This window comes from Pseudoalteromonas sp. 31A1, from assembly GCF_011378815.1.
Taxonomy (GTDB): Bacteria; Pseudomonadota; Gammaproteobacteria; order Enterobacterales; family Alteromonadaceae; genus Pseudoalteromonas; species Pseudoalteromonas arctica.
Genome location: NZ_WTKY01000004.1, coordinates 254,830 through 277,178 on the forward strand (window position 1 = coordinate 254,830; position 22,349 = coordinate 277,178).

Consider the following 22,349-nt stretch of genomic DNA (forward strand, 5'->3'; position numbering starts at 1 on the left):
TTTTATCTCATCGGAGGATACAATACAGATTGTTTCTGTATTTAGAGAGTGTTATGGATCAAAGTACTACACAAATTTATAAACGTCTTGTCTCATATGTTGGCACCTACAAAAGCGTCGCATTTGTCGCAATTATTGGGATGATAGGCTATTCAGCAATGGATGCTTTATTTATTCAATTAATGAAGCCGTTTATTGATCAAGGTTTGAACCAGCGTAATACAGAAGTTTTAAAGTACGCTCCTTTTGTCGTTATCGCGTTAGTTCTAGGGCGTGGTGTTTTTAACTTTATGTCTTCTTACTGCTTAAGTTATGTAGGCTCCCAAGTTGTACGCTCTTTACGCCAAGAGTTATTTGAGCACATATTGCACTTACCCGTTTCTTTTCATGACAAAAACTCAACGGGAGATTTAATTTCAAAAATCACATTTGATACAGAACAAGTTCAACAAGCGATTACTAAAGCCTTGCTAATAGTTGTACGTGAAGGGGCATTTGTTGTATTTTTACTTGCGGTAATGTTCTATACCAGTTGGCAACTATCACTGATATTTTTAGTGATCATTCCATTAGTGGCTATTATTGTTGCCGTAGTATCTAAACGCTTTCGCCATATTTCAAAAAATATTCAATCGGCTATGGGGCAAGTTACTCGCAGTTCTGAGCAAATGTTAAGTGGGCATAAAGTAATTCATGGTTTTGGTGGTCAAGATCAAGAGATTAATCACTTCTCGAAAATTAATAATCATAATCGTCAGCAACGTATCAAAATGGACGCAACTAAAGCGCTTAGTGTGTCTATAATTCAAATTTTAGCGGCAAGTGCCATGGCAGTTATTTTGTGGGCGGTGTCGTTGCCATCAATGATTGATACGATTACATCTGGTGACTTCATGGCATTAATTGCCTCAATGATGATGTTATTGCGTCCGCTAAAACAACTTGCCAATGTTAATAGTGATATGCAACGTGGTATCTCTGCAGCGCAAAGTATATTTTTAGTTTTAGACGAAGAAATGGAAAAAGACACAGGTACAGTTGCTGTTGATAAAGTTAAAGGGCTAATTGAGGTTAAAAACGTCAACTTTAAGTACCCAACGAAAGATGAAGCCGTATTAAACGATTTGTCGCTAACGATTGAGGCGGGTGAAAGTATTGCTTTAGTTGGGCGCTCAGGCTCAGGTAAGTCCACAATTTCTAACTTGTTACCACGCTACTATGACTTAGAGTTACCGAGTGAAATATTACTCGATGGTATAGCCCTGCAGGATTATAAATTAACAGATCTGCGTCGCCAATTTGCTTTAGTGTCTCAGCAGGTCGTGTTATTTAACGATACGATTGCTAACAATATTTGTTATGGGATAAAGCACGATGTGTCTGTTGAAGAGTTAGAACAAGTTGCCAAACAAGCACACGTGTGGGAATTTGTTAAAGACCTGCCAGAGCAATTAAACACCATGGTAGGCGAAAATGGGGTAATGCTCTCAGGTGGTCAACGCCAGCGAATAGCAATAGCGCGTGCAATATTAAAAGATGCACCTATTTTGATTTTAGATGAGGCAACGTCAGCACTTGATACCGAATCTGAAAAGCTTATTCAGCAAGCGTTAGAAACGCTAATGAAAGATAAAACCTCTATTGTTATAGCACACCGCTTATCTACTATTGAAAACAGTGACCGAATTTATGTTATTGATAACGGTCGTGTGATAGAAAGTGGCGATCATAGTAGCTTATTAGCAAATGACGGTACTTATTCAGCACTTTGCAAAATGCAGTTTGGTGATCAGGCGTGAGCAAAATAGAGCAAAGCTGGTATAAACCATTTGGTCTAATTACTTTATTGTTATTACCATTAAGTGCTTTGTTTTGGGTTGTATCGGTATTTCGAAAACTCTTGTACAGCGCTAAAATACTTAAACCTTTTGAGTGCAAAACGCCTGTTATTGTAGTCGGCAATATAAGCGTAGGCGGCAATGGTAAAACACCTTTTGTTTTGTGGTTGTATGAGTATTTGACCGAGCAAGGTTTATCAGTGGGTATTATTAGTAGAGGTTATGGTGGGCAATCAGATAATTACCCGCTGTTAGTCACTGAGCTTGTAGATGCTCAGCAGGCTGGAGATGAGCCTGTGCTTTTATACCATCGTTTAAAGTGCCCAATAGCTGTTGGCCCTAATAGACAACACAATATCGATTTATTAGAAAAAAATCATACGCTAGATGTCATTATTTCTGATGATGGGATGCAGCATTATAAAATGCCTCGTAGCATTGAGTGTTGTATTGTTGATAGTGAACGCCGCTTTGGTAATGGTTTTGTTATGCCCGCAGGGCCACTACGCGAAACAACTAAACGCTTACAAAGTGTTGATATAGTAATTGAAAATGGCGGTCAGGCTAATAATAGCTACGTGCTGCAAGTAAGTAACCTTCGCTTAGTTAATTCAGGTGATGATGCAAAACATACGGTAACTCACGCACATGCAATAAGTGCAATTGGGAACCCTAAACGGTTTGAAAACTCATTAGAAGCACAAAATATTAAGCTATTGTCGACTCATCACTTTAGAGATCATTATGCTTATACAGCAGATGATTTTATTCAGTTTGGTGATGATTGCATTATAATGACCGAAAAAGACGCGGTTAAATGTAAGTCCTTTGCAAAACCTAATTGGTATTATTTACCTGTAGATGCAGAGCCTTCCGATAGCGTAATAAACACATTAAATTCATTATTAAAAGAAAAAGGAATACTCAATGGCCTTTGATACAAAATTACTCGAGATAATTGCCTGCCCAGTTTGTAAGGGTAAATTACGCTTTGATAGAGAAAACAACGAACTAATTAGTACTGCAGCTAAGCTTGCTTACCCCGTTCAAGATGATATTCCAGTATTGCTTGAAAACGAAGCACGTGAGTTATCTTTAGAAGAGGTTGAAAAGTGGAATTCGTAGTTGTAATTCCTGCACGTTTTGCATCAACCCGACTACCGGGTAAGCCGCTTGCTGATATTTGCGGTAAGCCAATGGTTCAACATGTTTACGAAAAAGCATGTTTATCAGGTGCAAGTAAAGTGGTTATAGCAACCGATCATCAAAAAGTGTTTGATGCAGTAAGTTTATTTACTAGTGATGTTGTAATGACTCGCGAAGATCACCAATCGGGTACTGAGCGTTTAGCCGAAGTAGTTGATTTACTTGATCTCGACAGCGATACAATTGTGGTTAATGTACAAGGCGATGAGCCCTTACTTGCGCCAGAAAATGTATCCCAAGTTGCTGCACTATTAAGTGATTCAACAGCACCAATGGCAACGTTAAGTGTTGCTATTGAAGAGCGTGATGAAGTATTTAATCCTAATGCCGTTAAAGTGGTTAGCGATATAAATAAAAATGCGCTGTATTTTTCTCGTGCAAGTATTCCGTTTGATAGAAGCACAATGATGAATGACAGCAGTGCTCTTAATTTAGCGCCATTTCAGCGCCACGTAGGTATTTATGCGTACAGAGCGGGTTTTATTAAACAATATATAGAATTGAGCGTATCGCCACTTGAGCTACTTGAATCGCTTGAGCAGTTACGTGTGTTGTATCATGGTTATAAAATCAAAATAGAGCAAGCTCAAATAGCACCCCATGCTGGAGTTGATACGCCCGATGACTTAGCGAAAGTGATAGCGCATATTAAAAGTACAAACGCGTGAGTGAACAAGTAAGTAAAATATTAAAAATCATTTTTACACATAACGATTTTTATATTTTAGAAAAGCCAGCGGGTCTTAATTTTCATTCAGAAGATGGCCCCGGCTTTGTTGTGTTAGCCGAACAACAATTAACGCAAAAGCTTTATGCCGTTCATCGTTTAGATAAAGTGACATCAGGGCTGATTATTTTAGCGCGAAACAAAGCCGCTGCTGCCAGCTTTACTGTTATGTTTACTGAGCATGCGATTGCTAAATTTTATTTAGCGATTAGTGACGCTAAACCAAAAAAGAAGCAGGGGTGGATCAAAGGCGATATGGCTAAGTCTCGCCGTGGCTCGTTTAAGTTACTAACGAGTAAGCTTAACCCTGCAATCACCCGATTTTATTCGCTAAGCTATAAGCCGGGATTTAGAGGGTATATTTTAAAGCCTTATTCAGGAAAGACGCATCAATTAAGAGTGGCACTAAAAAGTATTGGCTCTGCTATTTTAGGCGATGCAATGTATTCAGGCACGCCATCAAATCGTACCTATTTACATGCATATGCATTGAGCTTTTTATGGCAAGGTGAACAAATACAGCTAACTTTATTACCCGATAATGGTGATGAGTATTTGGCGTTAATTAAACATCAAGATTTTCAAGCATGGCAGTCGCCATGGCAACTGGATTGGTAAATGAGCGAAAAAGTTACAGATATACGTTTTGGTGGTATTAAACGTTTATATGGTCATCAACAGTTTGATTGGCTTCAAGAAGCACATTTTTGTGTAGTAGGGATTGGTGGTGTAGGGAGCTGGACAGCAGAAGCACTTGCACGTACTGGTGTTGGTAAAATAACATTGATTGATTTGGATGATATTTGCGCGACTAACGTCAATAGACAAATTCATGCGTTAACGGGCACTATTGGTCAAGCTAAAGTAGATGCAATGAAAGCGCGCTGCGAGCTTATTAATTCACAGTGCCAAGTTAATGTGATAGATGATTTTATTACGCTTGATAATATTCAAGAGCATATTCAAGGTTTTGATTATGTGATTGATTGTATTGATGCAGTTAAAGAAAAAGCAGCATTAATTGCTCACTGTAAACGTAATAAACTACCTATAATTACAACTGGTGGTGCTGGCGGGCAAACAGATCCTAGCCAAATAACTTTTGGTGATGTAGCTAAAACTACGCAAGACCCATTACTTGCAAAAGTACGTTATATTTTGCGTAAGCAGTATAATTTTAGTAATAATCCTAAACGTAAGTTTAATATTGATTGTGTTTACTCAACAGAGCAATTGGTTTACCCAGGAAGCGATGGCAGCGTATGTCATGCTAAGCAAAGTGCTGATGGCTCGATGAATATGGATTGTAATAATGGTTTTGGATCTGTGACTATGATCACAGGAAGCTTCGGCTTTTTTGTTGCGGCAAAAGCGGTGCGTAAATATCTAGATAAAAAACAACGCTCGCAAGCTTAGTTTTTGCTAACTAAGCTTTTGTTGTGCCATGGTTTGTATTTTATCAACCATGGCTTTAATACCATTACTACGTGATGCGCTTAAGTGGCTTATAAGGCCGAGCTTTTCAAATTCTTCATACGCATTTTTATTCACTACTTGCTCTGGTGTGAGGCCATTGTAAAGCGCTAAAATAATGGCTAATAATCCTTTTACTATACGTGTATCTGAGTCACCAATTACAACAAGTGTATTTTCTGTTAAATCAAATTCAACAAACATCCATACTTTGCTTTCACAGCCCGGTACAAGTGCATCATCAGTCTTCAAAACATCAGCTAAAACAGGTAAAGTTTTTCCTAAAAGCATTATCTCACGATATTTTTGCTGCCAAGCGGGCGCATTTTTTATAGATTCTGTGACTTTGTTAAACGTATTTGTCATGAGTTATCCTAATTAATTCTATTAAAGTGACGTTTAGTCCAGTAAAGCGATACATTTTTTAAGTGAATCAATGAATATATCTACATCTTCATAGGTATTATAAAAACAAAAGCTCGCTCTTAGCGTTCCATTAAGCCCTAAATGTGTCATTAATGGCTGTGTACAATGGTGTCCACTCCTTACTGCAACCCCGTACCCGTCAAGTAAGGTTGCCAAATCATAAGGATGTTCATCATTTAAGTTGAAGCAGAGTGTACCAATATTGTCAGATAGGTTGCTATATATTGTAATACCATCAACCTTTACCAATTTTTGAGCGGCATAACTAAACAATTTTTGCTCATATTGCTGAATTTTTGCGTGATCTAATTCATTTAAATAGTCTAATGCGGCACCAAAGCCTAAAACTCCAGAGATATTTGGTGTTCCAGTTTCAAATTTTGCAGGCGCAGGACGATAAGTACTGTGAGTTAAGTACACTTTATCGATCATTTCCCCACCTGATTGGTAAATATCAAGGGTATTTAATTGCTCATATCGACCATAAAGTACACCTAATCCTGTTGGGCCGAGCATTTTATGGCTTGAGCAGACATAAAAGTCACAGTTTAATTCACGTAAATCGGGTTTTAAATGCAGTGCACCTTGTGCACCATCGACTAAAACAAGAGAATTGACGTCTTTTGCAGCTCTAATTAGTGGTTTTAAATCGGTGATATTACCCAGTGTGTTAGATGCTTGTGTAATAGCTAATAGGGCTGGTTTTGTTTCTTTTATAAATTCACAGCATTCTTTGGTGTTCAGCGTGCCATTTTTATTTAGTGGAAGCGCTATTAATTTAGCACCCGTTTGTTGACTCACTATTTGCCAAGGCACTATGTTTGCATGATGCTCAAGCGGAGATATCATTATGGTATGACTTTCATTTAAGCGCTTTTTTAATCCGTTAGCGACCAAGTTGATGGCTTCTGTAGCACCTTTAGTCCATACAATCTCTTTACTAAATACATTGAAATACTGTGCAGTTTTATCCCGTACTTGTTCATATGAATAAGTTGCTTGCTCGCTAAGTGTATGGCGTCCACGGTGTACATTAGCGTTTTGAAACGTATAGAATTCAGTAATTGTATCTATAACTGATTGAGGCTTTTGTGAGGTTGCTGCTGAGTCTAAATAAACAAGCGGGCAGCCGTTTATTGTTTGATTTAATGTTGGGAAGTCGTTTCTAATTTTATTTATATCAAACTTTAAAGCAAGCATGGCTCATCTACATAGTGTTTTTAAGGCAGGAATTGTAATCGGTTTATGATAATTCTCAAGTGTTGTTAATAAAAAAGGCCGCAAAATGCGGCCTTTTTAAACTAACCAACGTTAATTAACGCTTGTCAGTTGATACGTAGTCACGTTGAGTGTAACCAGTATAAAGTTGACGAGGACGGCTGATCTTATGACCAGGTTGAGATAGCATCTCATCCCAGTGAGTGATCCAACCAACAGTACGTGCCATTGCAAAGATTACAGTGAACATGCTTGTTGGAATACCAATCGCTTTTAAGATAATACCAGAGTAGAAATCTACATTAGGGTATAGTTTTTTCTCTACAAAGTATGGGTCTTCAAGCGCAATTTGCTCAAGCTTCATAGCAATATCAAGAAGTGGATCTTGGATATTCAGCTCAGCTAAAACTTCGTGACACGTTTGACGCATTACTGTAGCGCGTGGGTCAAAGTTTTTGTAAACACGGTGTCCAAAGCCCATAAGGCGGAACGGGTCAGCTTTATCTTTAGCTTTAGCTACGTATTCATCGATACGGTCAACAGAGCCAATCTCTTCTAACATGTTTAAACATGCTTCATTAGCGCCGCCGTGAGCAGGGCCCCACAAAGATGCAATACCAGCTGCAATACATGCATACGGGTTAGCACCAGATGAACCAGCAAGACGAACTGTTGAAGTTGATGCATTTTGTTCATGATCTGCATGAAGCATAAAGATTTTATCCATCGCTTTTGCAGTTACTGGATTAACTTTATATTCTTCAGCAGGTACAGAGAACATCATGTGTAAGAAGTTTTCTGCGTAGCTTAAATCGTTACGTGGGTATACAAACGGTTGGCCGATATTTGTTTTATAAGCCATTGCCGCGATTGTTGGTAACTTAGCAACAAGCTTAACTGCGCTTGTTTTACGTTGTTCAGCATCAGTAATATCAAGGTCTTCATGATAGAAAGATGATAATGCACCTACTACGCCACAAAGCATTGCCATTGGGTGAGCGTCAAAGCGGAAACCTTGGAAAAAGTTAGCAATTTTCTCGTCAAGCATAGTGCTTGTAGTGATTTCATTCTTAAAAACTTCATATTGTTCTTTAGAAGGTAACTCACCATTTAAAAGTAAGTAACAAAGTTCAATGTAATTTGAGTCTTCAGCTAATTGCTCAATTGGGTAACCACGGTGAAGTAGTACACCTTTACCACCATCAATATAGGTGATTGCAGATTCACAAGAACCAGTCGACATGAAACCTGGGTCATAAGTAAAGTGACCGTGTGAACCTAACGTACGTACGTCGATTACATCTTGGCCAGCAGTGCCTTGATAAATTGGAAGTTCGATTGGATCTAGTCCATCAATTTGGACTGTGGCTTTTTTATCTGCCATCGTTATGTATCTCCTATTAAGATATCTATTCTGATTTTTAGATTTTAAAGTTCTGAAATCTGTTTTAAGCACATCTTCTCATTTTAACGTGAAAGAGGGGGTTAAAGTCAATTTTTATAAACATTATGCATATATGTATAATAAATATTCGGTATTAATTAAATATAATACTATTGGCTAATTCGCAAACATCTCTAAATAAACAAGAATTGTAAAAAGCCCTGTGGGTATATATACTAACGGTGGTTTTAAACCGTATTGTATTTGGGTAAACATATTCTTAACAGCTTAAAATTTACAGGTTTGTGAACTTTAATTGTTTTGGTACGTTTATTTTGATAGTTCCATCAGTAATATTTGGTGGGTTTTTAGAAAAACAAGTAGATGAGCTCCACTGTGAGCAAAGATGGGCAAGTAACTGTGAAAAAGCAAAGACCTGTAAATCTAGATCTAACAACTATATCTATGCCGGCAACGGCTAAAGCTTCAATTTTTCACCGCGTCACCGGTGTTGCATTATTTTTTGCTTTAACGTTTGTCATTTGGGCTTGGTCTGAGTCTCTCTCTTCAGCTGAAAGTTTTGAATTCGTCAAGGGTCTGTTTAACGGATTCATTGCCAAATTTATAGCTTGGGGCACTGTTTCTGTATTAGGTTATCACCTTATTGGTGGTATCCGTCATATGATTATGGATATGGGACATTGGGAAGAACTTGAATCAGGTAACCTCAGCGCTAAAGTTTCAATGGCTCTTGGTGTTGTGTTTGCCGTATTGGCAGGGGTGTGGATATGGTTTTAAATCAAGCAACTCTAAAACGTGATGGTGTACAAGATTTCGTATCTTTACGTACCACGGCATTAATAATCAGCGCTTACGCGATTTTTATTATCGGCTATTTTTTAGCGACGCCAGAAGTCACTTTCGAAGCCTGGACAGGCCTCTTCTCTAACCTAGCAATGAAAGGGTTTACGTTAATTACCCTTGTTTGCATTATGGTTCATACCCGCATTGGCCTTTGGCAAGTTCTTACAGACTATGTTAAGTGCGCAAAGCTTCGTGCAGTTTTAGGTTTTGTATTAAACCTAATGGCCGTTGCTTACGTAGCTATTGGTCTAATCGTATTATGGGGTGTTTAAGTGAAATATTCTGTTCGTGAATTTGACGCCGTAGTAATTGGTGCAGGTGGTGCAGGTATGCGCGCTGCTTTAGCAATTACAGAATCTGGCAAAACGTGTGCATTAATATCTAAAGTATTTCCAACGCGCTCACACACTGTATCTGCTCAAGGCGGTATTACGGTTGCGCTTGGTAATTCACACGAAGATAACTGGGAATGGCATATGTACGATACCGTTAAAGGTTCCGATTTTATCGGTGACCAAGACGCTATTGAATACATGTGTCAAACTGGCCCAGAAGCTATTACCGAATTAGAAAACATGGGTTTACCATTTTCTCGTTTTGAAAATGGCCGTGTTTACCAACGTCCTTTCGGTGGTCAATCGAAAAACTTTGGTGGTGAACAAGCCGCACGTACTGCAGCAGCTGCTGACCGTACTGGTCATGCTTTATTACACCTTCTATATCAACAAAACGTTAAAAACAAAACAAATGTATTCTCTGAATGGTATGCACTTGATTTAGTTAAAAACGATAATGGTGATGTAGTAGGGTGTACTGCAATTGAGATTGAGACAGGTGAAGTTACCTTCTTCAAATCTAAAGCTGTTGTATTAGCTACTGGTGGTGCAGGTCGTATATTTGCATCAACCACTAATGCTCACATTAACACTGGTGACGGTGTTGGTATGGCAACACGTGCTGGTATTTCTATGCAAGACATGGAAATGTGGCAGTTCCATCCAACGGGTATCGCAGGTGCTGGTACGCTAGTAACTGAAGGTTGTCGTGGTGAAGGCGGTTATCTTTTAAATAAAGATGGCGAACGCTTCATGGAACGTTACGCACCAAACGCAAAAGACTTAGCGTCTCGCGACGTTGTTGCACGTTCAATGATGACTGAAATCCGTGAAGGTCGTGGTTGTGATGGTCCTTGGGGTCCACATCTTAAGTTAAAACTTGACCATTTGGGTGAAGAAACACTTAATTTACGTCTTCCAGGCGTATGTGACCTTGCTAAAACATTTGCTCACGTTGACCCTGCAAAAGAGCCAATTCCAGTAATTCCAACTTGTCATTATATGATGGGTGGTGTTCCTACTAATGTAAATGGACAAGCGCTACAAATCGATGCTCAAGGCAACGAAACAGTAGTTCAAGGTTTATTTGCAGTAGGTGAGATTGCATGTGTATCTGTACACGGTGCAAACCGCTTAGGTGGTAACTCATTACTTGATTTAGTTGTGTTTGGTCGTGCTGCGGGTAACTTCTTAGGTAAGTACCTAAATGACGTTGAAATATCTAAAGCTGCTTCAGAATCAGATTTAGAAGCGTCTCTTGCACGTTACAATCGTTGGGAAAATTCAACGGCTGGCCAAGGTGAAGATCCAGTTCAAATCAAAAAAGACCTACAACAATGTATGCAGCTTAACTTCTCGGTATTCCGTGAAGGTGACTCAATGGCTGCAGGTCTTCAAGAACTTAAAGAAATTCGCGAACGTCTGCAACATGCTCGTCTTGATGATAAATCATCAGACTTCAATACGCAGCGTATCGAATGTCTTGAACTAGACAACTTAATGGAAACAGCTTACTCGACTGCAGTAGCTGCAAACTTCCGTACAGAAAGCCGTGGTGCACATTCTCGCTTTGACTACCCAGATCGTGATGACGAAAACTGGTTATGTCACTCAGTATTCAATCCTGTAACGGATGAAATGAGTAAGCGTGATGTAAACTATGCGCCTAAAACGCGTGAAGCTTTCCCACCTAAAGCACGTGTTTACTAGGAGATAGACGATGGCACAAGTACAATTTTCAGTTTATCGTTATAATCCAGATGTTGACAACGCTCCTCGTATGCAAGAATACACCTTGCAAACAGAGGAAGGTCACGACATGATGGTGTTGGATGCACTTATTCTTCTAAAAGAACAAGATCCTACATTATCTTTCCGTCGTTCATGCCGTGAAGGTGTGTGTGGATCTGATGGTGTTAACATGAATGGTAAAAATGGTTTAGCATGTATTACTCCTTTATCTACGCTACAAAAAAATGGCAAAGGTAAAATCGTAGTACGTCCATTACCAGGTTTACCTGTGGTTCGTGACCTTGTTATTGACATGAGTCAGTTCTACACTCAGTACGAAAAAGTTAAACCTTATTTAATTAATGATCAGCCTGCAGCAGGCGAACGTCTTCAAACTATTGAAGAACGTGATAAATTAGATGGGCTTTATGAGTGTATTTTGTGTGCATGTTGTTCAACATCGTGTCCTTCGTTCTGGTGGAATCCAGACAAGTTCATTGGTCCAGCAGGCCTTCTTCATGCTTACCGTTTCTTGGCTGATAGCCGAGATACAGCAACTGAAGAACGTTTAGCGGATTTAGACGATGCGTTCAGTGTGTTCCGTTGTCACAGTATCATGAACTGTGTTAGCGTTTGTCCTAAGGGTCTTAATCCGACCAAAGCAATTGGACAAATCAAATCTATGTTACTAAACCGAGCGGTTTGATAGCTTAGTAAAGGTAAGATGGCTAATATTAAATTATATTAGCCATCTTGTTATAATAACTATTAATTTCTGCGCTAAAAAAAAGGGCTTATAAATGCACGAAGGTGTGATGAAGGCATGGCTAGAATCTTCACATTTAAACGGCGGCAACGTTGCTTATGTAGAAGAGCTTTATGAAGCGTATTTAGACGATGCGACTTCTGTGCCAGACGAATGGCGAGAAGTGTTTGAACAATTACCTAAAGTTGATGGTGTGGATGTTGAAGTAAAACATTCAGAGGTTCGAGCACAGTTTGCACAGCTTGCAAAAAACAAGCATAGAGAAGTAGTGGTAGCAGAGGGTAGTGGCGGTGACCTTAAACAGGTTAAAGTTCTACAACTTATTAATGCTTTCCGTTTTCGTGGACACCAAAATGCAAACCTAGATCCATTAGGTATTTGGCAACGAGAGCGTGTACGAGATTTAGAGCTAGAGTACCACGACCTATCTTCAAGTGATTTTGACCGCGAGTTTAACGTAGGGTCGTTTGCCGTAGGGCGCGATACTATGCCTTTAGGTGAACTATACCAAGCACTAAAAACTACATATTGTGGTTCAATTGGCGCTGAGTATATGCACATCACATCAACAGAGGAAAAGCGTTGGTTACAACAGCGTTTAGAATCTGTCCAGTCTAGGCCAAAATTCTCAAAAGATGAAAAGCTACGTATCCTAAAAGGTCTTACGGCTGCTGATGGTCTTGAAAAATATTTAGGGGCTAAGTTCCCAGGTGCTAAGCGTTTCTCACTCGAAGGTGGCGATGCGTTAGTTCCAATGCTAAAAGAGCTTATTCACCGCGCTGGTGAAAGCGGCCAACAAGAAGCTGTTATTGGTATGGCTCACCGTGGTCGTTTGAATGTTCTTGTGAATGTACTAGGTAAAAACCCATCAGAATTATTTGATGAGTTTGCCGGTAAACACAAAGAGACATTAAGTTCTGGCGATGTTAAATATCACATGGGTTACTCATCTGACTTTGCTACTAAAGGTGGCAACGTACATATGGCGCTTGCGTTTAACCCATCTCATCTTGAAATTGTAAATCCAGTAGTTATGGGCTCAGTTCGTGCTCGTCTTGATCGCTTAGGTGATAGCTCTGGTATTAAAGCTCTACCAATTACAATTCATGGTGACTCTGCAGTTACTGGTCAAGGTGTTGTACAAGAAACATTTAACTTGTCACAAACTAATGGATTTAGCTGTGGTGGTAGTATACGCATTGTTGTAAATAACCAAGTAGGTTTTACAACGTCTAAACAAGATGATGTACGCTCAACTGTATATTGTACTGACATAGCTAAAATGGTTCAGTCACCAATATTTCATGTTAATTCTGATGATCCTGAAGCTGTTGCATTTGTTACACAGCTTGCACTTGATTTCAGAAACCAGTTTAAGCGCGACGTAGTTATCGATTTAGTGTGTTACCGTCGCCATGGTCACAATGAAGCTGATGAGCCTAATGCAACTCAGCCTGTCATGTACCAAAAAATTAAAAAACATCCAGTTCCACGTTTAATTTACGCTGATCAACTGATTGCAGAAGGCTCTTTCTCTGAACAAGAAGTTAAAGCTCTAGCAGATGATTACCGTAATGCATTAGATGAAGGCAACTGTGTTGTTTCAGAAATACAGCCAGAGACTTCGCATTCTTCAGATTGGGCTAAATATGTTGGCCACGAGTGGAATGTTGATTACGACGCGAGTGTTTCTGTTGAAAGACTAAAAGAACTGGGTGAAAAAATTGCAACTTACCCAGAGCAATATGTTGCTCAATCTCGTGTTAAAAAGATTTACGATGATCGTAAGTTAATGGCAAGTGGTGAAAAAGCGCTTGATTGGGGTATGGCAGAAACACTTGCTTATGCAACAATTGCGACAGAAGGCACTGACATTCGTTTAACTGGACAAGATTCTGGTCGTGGTACATTCTTCCATCGCCATGCTGTTGTTCATAGTCAAACTGATGGTGCTACGTACACTCCTTTAGAGCACCTAAGTAAAGACCAAGGTACTTTTCAAGTATTTGATTCGGTTTTATCTGAAGAAGCCGTTGTTGCTTTTGAGTATGGTTATGCAACAGCAGAGCCTACATCACTAATACTTTGGGAAGCGCAGTTCGGTGATTTCGCCAATGGTGCACAGGTTGTATTTGACCAATTCTTAAGTTCTGGTGAGCAAAAATGGGGCCGTTTATGTGGTCTTACAATTTTGTTACCGCATGGCTACGAAGGTCAAGGACCAGAGCATAGTTCAGCGCGTTTAGAGCGTTTCTTACAACTATGTGCTGATCACAACATGCAAGTGTGTGTTCCGTCTACTCCGGCACAAGTTTACGCTATGCTTCGTCGTCAATCAGTTCGACCACTTCGTCGTCCACTGATTGTAATGACACCTAAGTCGTTACTTCGTCACCCTCTTGCTACTTCATCACTTGAAGAGCTTTCACACGGTGTTTTCCATAATATGATCGATGAAATTGATGATATTAACCCGGAGAAAGTAGAACGTGTTGTATTTTGTAGTGGTAAAGTTTACTACGAACTATTACAAGAACGTCGTAAGCTTGAGCAAGATAATGTTGCAATTGTACGTGTTGAACAGCTATATCCGTTCCCGCACGATGAAATGAAAACAATTATAGAGCGCTACCAACACGTAACTGATTTTGTATGGTGTCAAGAAGAGCCACAAAACCAAGGTGCATGGTACTGTTCACAACATCACTTTATTGATGCAATCCCACAAGGTGCTAAATTAAAATATGCAGGACGTAAAGCATCTGCATCACCAGCGTGTGGTTACATGTCAGTACATACTAAAGAACAACAAGCGCTCGTTGCCGACGCGCTTACTATAGAAAATAAAGGATAAGCAATGAGCACAGAAATTAAAGTTCCTGTTCTTCCTGAGTCGGTTGCAGATGCTACCGTTGCTACATGGCATGTAAGTGTTGGCGACAAAGTAACTCGCGATCAAAACTTAGTAGACATTGAAACAGATAAAGTGGTTCTAGAAGTTGTTGCACAGCACGACGGTGTAATTACAGAGATATCACAAGAAGAAGGTGCAACCGTACTTGGCGATCAAGTTATGGGTTTACTTGGTGATGCTGATGCAGCGCCAGCAAGTGAAGGTTCAACTAAAGAAGAATCAGCACCAGCTAAATCAGAAGACGCGCCAGCGGCGCAATCAGCACCAGCATCAGAAGGTAAAGAAGTGGATATTAAAGTACCTGTACTTCCAGAATCAGTTGCAGACGCAACAATTGCTACATGGCATGTACAACCAGGTGACGCTGTAACACGCGACCAAAACTTGGTAGATATTGAAACAGATAAAGTTGTTCTTGAAGTAGTAGCTCAAGAAGATGGCATCATGGGTGATATCATTCACGGAGAAGGTGATACTGTATTAGGCGAGCAAGTAATTGGTTCGGTTAAAGCAGGCGGTGCACCAGCGGCTCCAGCTGCAAAAGCAGACGCAGCGCCAGCAGCAGATTCAAGCGAAAGCTCAGATGTGTTAACTCCATCAGTTCGTCGTTTAATCGCTGAAAAAGGCTTAGACGCTTCTAAAATTAAAGGCACGGGTAAAAATGGTCGTGTAACTAAAGAAGACGTTGATACTTTCTTAAAAGCACCAGCGCCAGCGGCTAAAAAAGCAGAAGCTTCTGCTCCAGCAGCACCGATGGGCGATCGTACACAAAAACGTGTACCTATGACTCGTTTACGTAAAACGATTGCGACACGTCTTCTTGAAGCTAAAAACTCAACTGCAATGTTAACAACATTCAACGAAGTGAACATGGGACCAATCATGAGCCTTCGTAAGCAGTATCAAGAAACGTTTGAAAAGCGTCATGGCATTCGTTTAGGTTTCATGTCTTTCTACGTGAAAGCGGTAACTGAAGCACTTAAACGTTTCCCTGATGTTAACGCATCAATTGATGGTGACGATATTGTTTACCATAACTATTTCGATATCAGCATTGCAGTATCTACTCCACGTGGTCTAGTTACTCCAGTACTTAAAGATTGTGACAAACTATCTGTTGCTGAAATCGAAAAAGGTATTCGTGAACTAGCACTTAAAGGTCGTGATGGTAAGCTAACGCTTGCTGATATGACGGGTGGTAATTTCACTATTACTAATGGTGGCGTATTTGGTTCATTGCTATCTACACCTATCATTAACTTGCCACAATCTTCGATTTTGGGTATGCATAAAATCCAAGATCGTCCTATGGCAGTAAATGGTAAAGTTGAAATACTTCCTATGATGTATTTAGCACTTTCTTATGACCACCGCATCATTGATGGTAAAGAATCTGTTGGTTTCTTAGTGACTATTAAAGAGTTACTTGAAGATCCAACTCGCTTATTGCTAGATGTTTAATCTAGTTGTATGAAATGTAAGCTGTGAATGAACATTCACAGCTTTTTTTTTGCGCCTTTGGTCGTACTGGGGTTTTCATGTTAAGCCTTGGGATCTATACTAGGTGCGCAATTTGGGATAGTTGTTTATTTGAAAAAATATTCAGCTCTTTTAGTATAAAAAATTGGATAAAGCATCATGAATTTGCATGAGTATCAGGCAAAACAACTTTTTGCCGAATATGGTTTACCCGTTTCTACAGGTTACGCTTGCGATACACCTGAAGAAGCTGCTGCAGCTGCTGAAAAAATTGGCGGCGATATGTGGGTTGTTAAAACTCAGGTTCACGCAGGTGGACGTGGTAAAGCTGGCGGTGTAAAGCTAGTTAAAACTATCGAAGAAGTAAAAGCGTTTGCAGCTAATTGGTTAGGTAAAAACCTAGTTACTTACCAAACAGACGAGAAAGGCCAGCCAGTAGCTAAAATTTTAGTAGAAAGCTGTACTGACATTGCTAACGAATTGTACCTAGGTGCAGTAGTTGACCGTGCATCTCGTAAAGTAGTTTTCATGGCGTCTACTGAAGGCGGCGTTGAAATTGAAACTGTTGCTGAAGAAACACCAGAGCTTATCCACAAAGCAGAGATCGACCCGTTAGTAGGTCCTCAAGCTTACCAAGCACGTGAACTAGGTTTCAAATTGGGTCTTAACCCAGTACAAATGAAACAGTTTGTTAAGATCTTTATGGGTCTTGGTAAAATGTTCACTGATTTTGATTTCGCACTACTTGAAATCAACCCGTTAGTAATTACAGATGAAGGCAACCTTCACTGTCTTGACGGCAAAATCGGTATTGATGGTAATGCACTTTACCGTCAACCTAAAATCCGTGAATTCCACGATCCATCTCAAGAAGATGCTCGTGAAGCACACGCAGCAAGCTTCGAGCTTAACTACGTTGCTCTAGACGGTAATGTTGGTTGTATGGTTAACGGTGCAGGCCTAGCAATGGGTACTATGGACATCGTAAACCTACACGGCGGCAAGCCGGCTAACTTCTTGGATGTTGGTGGCGGTGCTACTAAAGAACGTGTTTCTGAAGCATTCAAAATCATTCTTTCTGACGACAATGTTAAAGCTGTTTTAGTAAACATCTTTGGCGGCATCGTTCGTTGTGACATGATTGCTGAAGGCATCATTGGCGCAGTTAAAGAAGTTGGCGTAACCGTACCAGTAGTTGTACGTTTAGAAGGTACTAATGCTGAATTAGGTCGTGAAGTTCTTAAGAACTCTGGTCTAGATATCATTGCTGCTGAATCACTAACAGACGCTGCTGAAAAAGTTGTTGCTGCTGCGGAGGGCAAATAATGTCTGTATTAATCAATAAAGATACAAAAGTTATCTGTCAAGGTTTCACTGGTGGCCAAGGTACTTTCCACTCAGAGCAAGCGCTTGAGTACGGTACACAAATGGTTGGTGGTGTTAGCCCAGGTAAAGGCGGTCAAACGCACCTTGGTCTTCCTGTATTCAACACAGTTCGTGATGCTGTAAAAGAAACTGGCGCAACTGCTTCAGTTATCTACGTACCAGCTCCTTTCTGTAAAGATGCAATCTTAGAAGCTATCGATGCTGGCATCGAGCTAATAGTTTGTATTACTGAAGGTATCCCTACACTTGATATGGTTGATGTTAAAATTAAACTAGATCAAACAGGTACTCGTATGATCGGTCCTAACTGCCCAGGTGTTATTACTCCAGGTCAGACTAAGATTGGTATCATGCCTGGTCATATCCACAAACCTGGTAAAGTAGGTATTGTTTCTCGCTCTGGTACTTTAACGTACGAAGCAGTTAAGCAAACTACTGATGCTGGTTTTGGTCAGTCTACGTGTGTTGGTATTGGTGGTGATCCAATTCCAGGTACTAACTTTATCGACGTTCTAGAAATGTTCGAAAAAGATCCACAAACTGAAGCAATCGTAATGATTGGTGAAATTGGTGGTACTGCAGAAGAAGAAGCTGCAGAGTACATCAAAGCTCACGTAACTAAACCTGTAGTATCTTACATTGCTGGTGTTACTGCACCAGAAGGTAAGCGTATGGGTCACGCTGGCGCAATCATTGCCGGCGGTAAAGGTACTGCTGATGAGAAATTTGCTGCATTAGAAGCTGCGGGCGTAAAAACTGTACGTTCACTTGCTGATATCGGTAAAGCACTTAAAGAGAAAACAGGCTGGTAATCGCTTGCTTCCTTTGAAAAGGCCCGCATATGCGGGCCTTTTTGTTATTAGATGAAAATTTAGAACGGGTAACTAATATGCTGGAAAAAACGTACAGATAAGTCTTGGCGTTGTTTATTTATAGCCAGCTCATTACACAGAGTATAGATTGTTTTTTCTACTTGGTTCATAAATCGACCGTAGCCCATTTCATGTTTATCCTGCTGCGTTGCTACTACTACAAAATGCAGCGTTTCTACTAATTTACTTGCTTCATAAAAGTGCTTAATTTGATTTTCATTAGATTCAATATCAAAACTTAACTTTTGAAGTTCATCATTGCCTTCACTTTTATCTATTTTACTGTTGCGTATAATAGGCGTTGCACCGTTAGCAACCATAGCGCCATGGTTTAAGTTATTATTTTGGCACGCACGTAAAAATGCATAAGCAAAGTAGTCATAAAATTTAGCATAATCGTTTGTGTTCATTAGTGTTTGAAACTGCGTTTTAATTGCGCGCGAAACCGGTATAGTAAAAGTGGCGTAAGTCATCTCTGCATAATCATTGGGTATGCTGCATTGTCTTGATTGGTAGCGAGGGTAGAGACTTCTTAATTTGTAACCATAGCTTTCCTTGTTGCCTTTTTCTTTAGCAAATAGGTCATACGTTAAGTGTTGATGGTCGCGTAGTTTAAACTGGGGCTGATTTATTAAGAGTTGTCCTTGTAAAGTGTCTAACACTTTTTGAACTTTATTATGAAATTCTGCAGAGTTGGCTCGCAAATCATCGCCTGTTGCTAAAAATAGAATGCGTATTTTTTTACTCGGTGTACCTTCAGTGTAATAAATCTTATGCGCTTCGTGATAACGGGGATTATAAAAAAAGAGCATTTGTTTATCTGTTTCTAATTGATAAGACTCATCATTAAATCTTACAACGGGTAGTTTATCATTCGCTAATAAGTGCACATTATAAAGCTCGTACTCATCACAAGAAGCAAACAGCTGGCGTGCAATACGTTCATAGCAGCAATTTATATCACTAAAGCTTTTATAAAAATCGTGATTAGGGGTTATTTCAGCTAAAAGGTAGTGGTTAGCGCGTGCATTAGTTGGAATATATACACGATGTTGATTAAGTGTCGCCATCTTTAAATCCTTATAATGTAGGTTATTTACCTACTATAAACTGTTTAGATGACTTAAATATTGCGTTAAAACAAATTTTATTCATAAACAATGGTTCAGCTGAATTAAAGTTAAGCAATATCAAAAATAAACCTTAATCTAGTGCTGTATGTTAGTGTATGTTTTTGTAATAATGCATTAGTTTTGTTATTACGTAATATTTAGAGGACTACACTCCTATGGCGGAAATTGAGAATCGCCCAAGTAACTTTATTAGAACCCGAATTGATGAAGACTTAGCAAGTAAAAAGCATGCAACAACGCATACACGTTTTCCACCTGAACCAAATGGCTTTTTGCATATTGGTCATGCCAAATCAATTTGTTTAAATTTTGGCATCGCAAAAGATTATAACGGTTTATGTAACTTACGTTTTGACGATACAAACCCAGAAAAAGAAGACATTAACTACGTTAATTCTATAAAAGAAGACGTACAGTGGTTAGGTTTTAACTGGGATGGCGATATAAAGTATTCTTCTAACTATTTTGATACTTTATATGGTTACGCTGTTGAGCTTATAAATAAAGGCTTAGCGTACGTTTGTTTTTTAACAGCAGACGAAGCACGCCAATACCGTGGTACATTGAAAGAGCCAGGTAAAAATAGCCCGTACAGAGATACATCAGTTGAAGAAAACCTAGCGTTATTTGAAAAAATGCGTGCTGGCGAATTCAAAGAAGGCGAATGTGTCCTGCGTGCTAAAATTGATATGGCTAGCTCATTTATGGTGCTTCGCGATCCAATTATTTATCGCGTACGTTTTGCTCATCATCATCAAACAGCAGACAAGTGGTGCATTTACCCAATGTATGACTTCACGCACTGTATTTCTGATGCACTCGAAGGTATTACACATTCATTATGCACACTCGAGTTTCAAGATAACCGTCGTTTGTACGACTGGGTACTTGATAACATTAGTTTAGAGTGTCACCCACAGCAAATTGAGTTTTCACGTTTAAATCTTGAATACACAATTATGTCTAAGCGTAAGCTAAGCGATTTAGTGGTAAATAACCATGTAGAAGGGTGGGATGACCCACGCATGCCTACAATTGCAGGCCTGCGTCGCCGTGGTTATACACCAGGTTCAATCCGTGAGTTTTGTTTGCGCATTGGTGTAACAAAACAAGAGAATATGGTTGAAATGGGTATGCTTGAAGCATGTATCCGTGAAGATCTAAACGAAAATGCACCACGTGCAATGGCCGTACTCGATCCTGTTAAAGTTGTTATTGAAAACTACGATGCAGACAAGGTTGAGGTTTTATCTGTGGCTAACCACCCAAATAAAGAAGAAATGGGTCGTCGTGATGTACCGTTTACTCGCGAAATTTACATCGAACGAGAAGACTTTAAAGAAGAAGCAAATAACAAGTTTAAACGTTTAGTGCTTGATAAAGAAGTACGTTTGCGTGGCGCTTATGTTATTAAAGCACAGCGTGTTGAGAAAGACGAAAACGGCGAAATTACAACTATCTTCTGTACTTACGATACTGAAACACTTGGTAAAAATCCAAGTGATGGACGTAAAGTAAAAGGTGTTATTCACTGGGTTTCAGCACCAGAGTCTATTACGGCAGAAGTTCGTTTATACGATCGTTTGTTTAGTGTGCCAAACCCAGCTGCCGCTGATGAGTTTGAAACAACATTAAATCCTGAGTCACTGGTTGTTTTATCAAACGCTAAATTAGAGCCATCGCTTGCTAATTCACAAGCAGAGCAGGGCTTTCAGTTTGAGCGTACGGGTTATTTCTCTCGTGATTCTAAATCAGAGAACGTTGTATTTAACCAAACAGTGGGTCTTCGTGATTCATGGTCTAAGACTCAATAAGTAATATCTAAAAACCTGAACCCTGGATAATAAATCTATCTCGAGCAGCTATTTTCAGCGCTAACTGCGTTGAATTTACTTGCAATAGGTCAGCTATTGACGCGTGAATTCGCCTTGTTTTCACTTAAAATCTCTGGCTAGAGAAATAAATTTAAATATCACCATGATTCAATACGTTGGTAAATCTCTTAACCAGAGTTCAGGTTTAATATCCCCAGTTTTTACTGGGTATGTTTATTACAAGCGTATTTTAGACACAAAAAAACCTGCACTTAGCAGGTTTTTTATTGCTTTTTAAAATCAGTATTAGCTGTTAGCGTCGCTAAATTCTTTACACGCTGCTTTATCATTACACTCACCGTATAAATATAAAGAATGGTTTGTAAGTGTAATACCATTTTCTTCAGAAATTTCAAGTTGACGACGTTCAATCATCTCATCTTCAAACTCTACAACTTTGCCACACTTCAAACATACTAAATGATCGTGGTGTGTGCTTCCTGAAAGTTCAAATACTGATTTGCCACCTTCAAAGTGATGACGGCTTACAATACCCGCATCATCAAATTGGTTAAGTACGCGGTATACAGTTGCAAGACCAATTTCTTCACCTAGATCCAAAAGAATTTTGTAAACATCTTCAGCACTGATGTGTTGGTTATCTGGAGATTGTAAAATCTCTAATATTTTAATACGCGGTAAAGTTACTTTTAAACCGGCTTTTTTAAGTTCCAAGTTATGATCAGTCATTAAATCTGTCTCAATTTTATTTGGTTATACTAG

20 protein-coding genes are annotated in these 22,349 nt (G+C 39.4%); 15 read left to right on the forward strand and 5 right to left on the reverse strand.

Annotation, left to right across the window (positions count from 1 at the left end):
• Positions 1-53 precede the first annotated feature (53 nt).
• From msbA to tcdA, 6 genes are read left to right on the forward strand one after another with little or no spacing between them, the layout of a single operon-like run.
• Positions 54-1,799: a lipid A export permease/ATP-binding protein MsbA gene (gene msbA, locus GQR52_RS06515; RefSeq protein WP_165727878.1), complete on the forward strand. Its 1,746-nt coding sequence runs from the start codon at positions 54-56 to the stop codon at positions 1,797-1,799.
• Positions 1,796-2,776: a tetraacyldisaccharide 4'-kinase gene (gene lpxK, locus GQR52_RS06520; RefSeq protein WP_165727879.1), complete on the forward strand. Its 981-nt coding sequence runs from the start codon at positions 1,796-1,798 to the stop codon at positions 2,774-2,776. Before msbA ends, lpxK begins: the two co-directional genes overlap by 4 nt.
• Positions 2,766-2,963, forward strand: coding sequence for a Trm112 family protein (locus GQR52_RS06525; RefSeq protein ID WP_002961789.1), 198 nt, complete (start codon positions 2,766-2,768; stop codon positions 2,961-2,963). The genes lpxK and GQR52_RS06525 overlap by 11 nt, the downstream gene beginning before the upstream one ends.
• Entirely contained in the window at positions 2,951-3,712 is a 762-nt protein-coding gene (gene kdsB / locus GQR52_RS06530) for a 3-deoxy-manno-octulosonate cytidylyltransferase (protein WP_165727880.1), read from the forward strand. The genes GQR52_RS06525 and kdsB overlap by 13 nt, the downstream gene beginning before the upstream one ends.
• Positions 3,709-4,389, forward strand: coding sequence for a TIGR01621 family pseudouridine synthase (locus GQR52_RS06535; protein WP_121954939.1), 681 nt, complete (start codon positions 3,709-3,711; stop codon positions 4,387-4,389). Before kdsB ends, GQR52_RS06535 begins: the two co-directional genes overlap by 4 nt.
• Positions 4,390-5,187 (forward strand): tRNA cyclic N6-threonylcarbamoyladenosine(37) synthase TcdA, encoded by a 798-nt coding sequence (gene tcdA, locus GQR52_RS06540; protein WP_101216486.1) that lies wholly within the window; start codon positions 4,390-4,392, stop codon positions 5,185-5,187.
• A gap of 6 nt (positions 5,188-5,193) precedes the next feature.
• Here the strand turns inward: tcdA and GQR52_RS06545 are convergent, their stop codons facing one another.
• The 3 genes from GQR52_RS06545 to GQR52_RS06555 all read right to left on the reverse strand — a co-directional run bounded on the left by GQR52_RS06545 (position 5,194) and on the right by GQR52_RS06555 (position 8,272).
• On the reverse strand, positions 5,194-5,610 hold the full coding sequence (locus tag GQR52_RS06545) for a SufE family protein (RefSeq protein ID WP_165727881.1): 417 nt from the start codon (positions 5,608-5,610) through the stop codon (positions 5,194-5,196).
• Between the two features lie 33 nt (positions 5,611-5,643).
• On the reverse strand, positions 5,644-6,870 hold the full coding sequence (locus GQR52_RS06550; RefSeq protein WP_165727882.1) for a SufS family cysteine desulfurase: 1,227 nt from the start codon (positions 6,868-6,870) through the stop codon (positions 5,644-5,646).
• 115 nt (positions 6,871-6,985) lie between these two features.
• Complete coding sequence (locus GQR52_RS06555; protein ID WP_007586875.1) at positions 6,986-8,272, reverse strand: citrate synthase; 1,287 nt, start codon at positions 8,270-8,272, stop codon at positions 6,986-6,988.
• A gap of 420 nt (positions 8,273-8,692) precedes the next feature.
• Here GQR52_RS06555 and sdhC point away from each other — a divergent pair, with 420 nt between their 5' ends.
• From sdhC to sucD, 8 genes are all read left to right on the forward strand, one after another.
• Positions 8,693-9,070: a succinate dehydrogenase, cytochrome b556 subunit gene (sdhC, locus tag GQR52_RS06560; protein WP_076914908.1), complete on the forward strand. Its 378-nt coding sequence runs from the start codon at positions 8,693-8,695 to the stop codon at positions 9,068-9,070.
• Positions 9,061-9,408, forward strand: coding sequence for a succinate dehydrogenase, hydrophobic membrane anchor protein (gene sdhD, locus GQR52_RS06565; RefSeq protein ID WP_007586873.1), 348 nt, complete (start codon positions 9,061-9,063; stop codon positions 9,406-9,408). Before sdhC ends, sdhD begins: the two co-directional genes overlap by 10 nt.
• Positions 9,409-11,181, forward strand: a complete 1,773-nt coding sequence (gene sdhA, locus GQR52_RS06570; RefSeq protein WP_007375750.1) for a succinate dehydrogenase flavoprotein subunit — start codon at positions 9,409-9,411, stop codon at positions 11,179-11,181.
• Between the two features lie 10 nt (positions 11,182-11,191).
• A complete protein-coding gene (locus GQR52_RS06575; RefSeq protein ID WP_007375751.1) occupies positions 11,192-11,908 on the forward strand; it encodes a succinate dehydrogenase iron-sulfur subunit in 717 nt (238 codons plus the stop codon).
• A gap of 94 nt (positions 11,909-12,002) precedes the next feature.
• Positions 12,003-14,822 (forward strand): 2-oxoglutarate dehydrogenase E1 component, encoded by a 2,820-nt coding sequence (gene sucA / locus GQR52_RS06580; protein ID WP_165727883.1) that lies wholly within the window; start codon positions 12,003-12,005, stop codon positions 14,820-14,822.
• Between the two features lie 3 nt (positions 14,823-14,825).
• Positions 14,826-16,343 carry a 2-oxoglutarate dehydrogenase complex dihydrolipoyllysine-residue succinyltransferase gene (odhB, locus tag GQR52_RS06585; protein WP_165727884.1) on the forward strand — a complete coding sequence of 506 codons (1,518 nt, stop codon included), beginning with the start codon at positions 14,826-14,828 and terminating at the stop codon, positions 16,341-16,343.
• A 177-nt stretch (positions 16,344-16,520) separates the two neighbouring features.
• A complete protein-coding gene (gene sucC / locus GQR52_RS06590; RefSeq protein ID WP_007586870.1) occupies positions 16,521-17,687 on the forward strand; it encodes an ADP-forming succinate--CoA ligase subunit beta in 1,167 nt (388 codons plus the stop codon).
• On the forward strand, positions 17,687-18,559 hold the full coding sequence (gene sucD / locus GQR52_RS06595; protein ID WP_010552674.1) for a succinate--CoA ligase subunit alpha: 873 nt from the start codon (positions 17,687-17,689) through the stop codon (positions 18,557-18,559). The genes sucC and sucD overlap by 1 nt, the downstream gene beginning before the upstream one ends.
• A gap of 59 nt (positions 18,560-18,618) precedes the next feature.
• On the opposite strand, the gene GQR52_RS06600 is transcribed toward sucD, so the two are convergent.
• Positions 18,619-19,689, reverse strand: a complete 1,071-nt coding sequence (locus tag GQR52_RS06600) for a DUF3083 family protein (RefSeq protein WP_165727885.1) — start codon at positions 19,687-19,689, stop codon at positions 18,619-18,621.
• A 218-nt stretch (positions 19,690-19,907) separates the two neighbouring features.
• Here GQR52_RS06600 and glnS point away from each other — a divergent pair, with 218 nt between their 5' ends.
• Positions 19,908-21,566, forward strand: a complete 1,659-nt coding sequence (gene glnS / locus GQR52_RS06605; protein ID WP_010552676.1) for a glutamine--tRNA ligase — start codon at positions 19,908-19,910, stop codon at positions 21,564-21,566.
• A gap of 306 nt (positions 21,567-21,872) precedes the next feature.
• Here glnS and fur read toward each other — a convergent pair whose 3' ends face one another.
• Positions 21,873-22,316, reverse strand: coding sequence for a ferric iron uptake transcriptional regulator (gene fur, locus GQR52_RS06610; RefSeq protein WP_007586857.1), 444 nt, complete (start codon positions 22,314-22,316; stop codon positions 21,873-21,875).
• Positions 22,317-22,349: the final 33 nt, after the last annotated feature.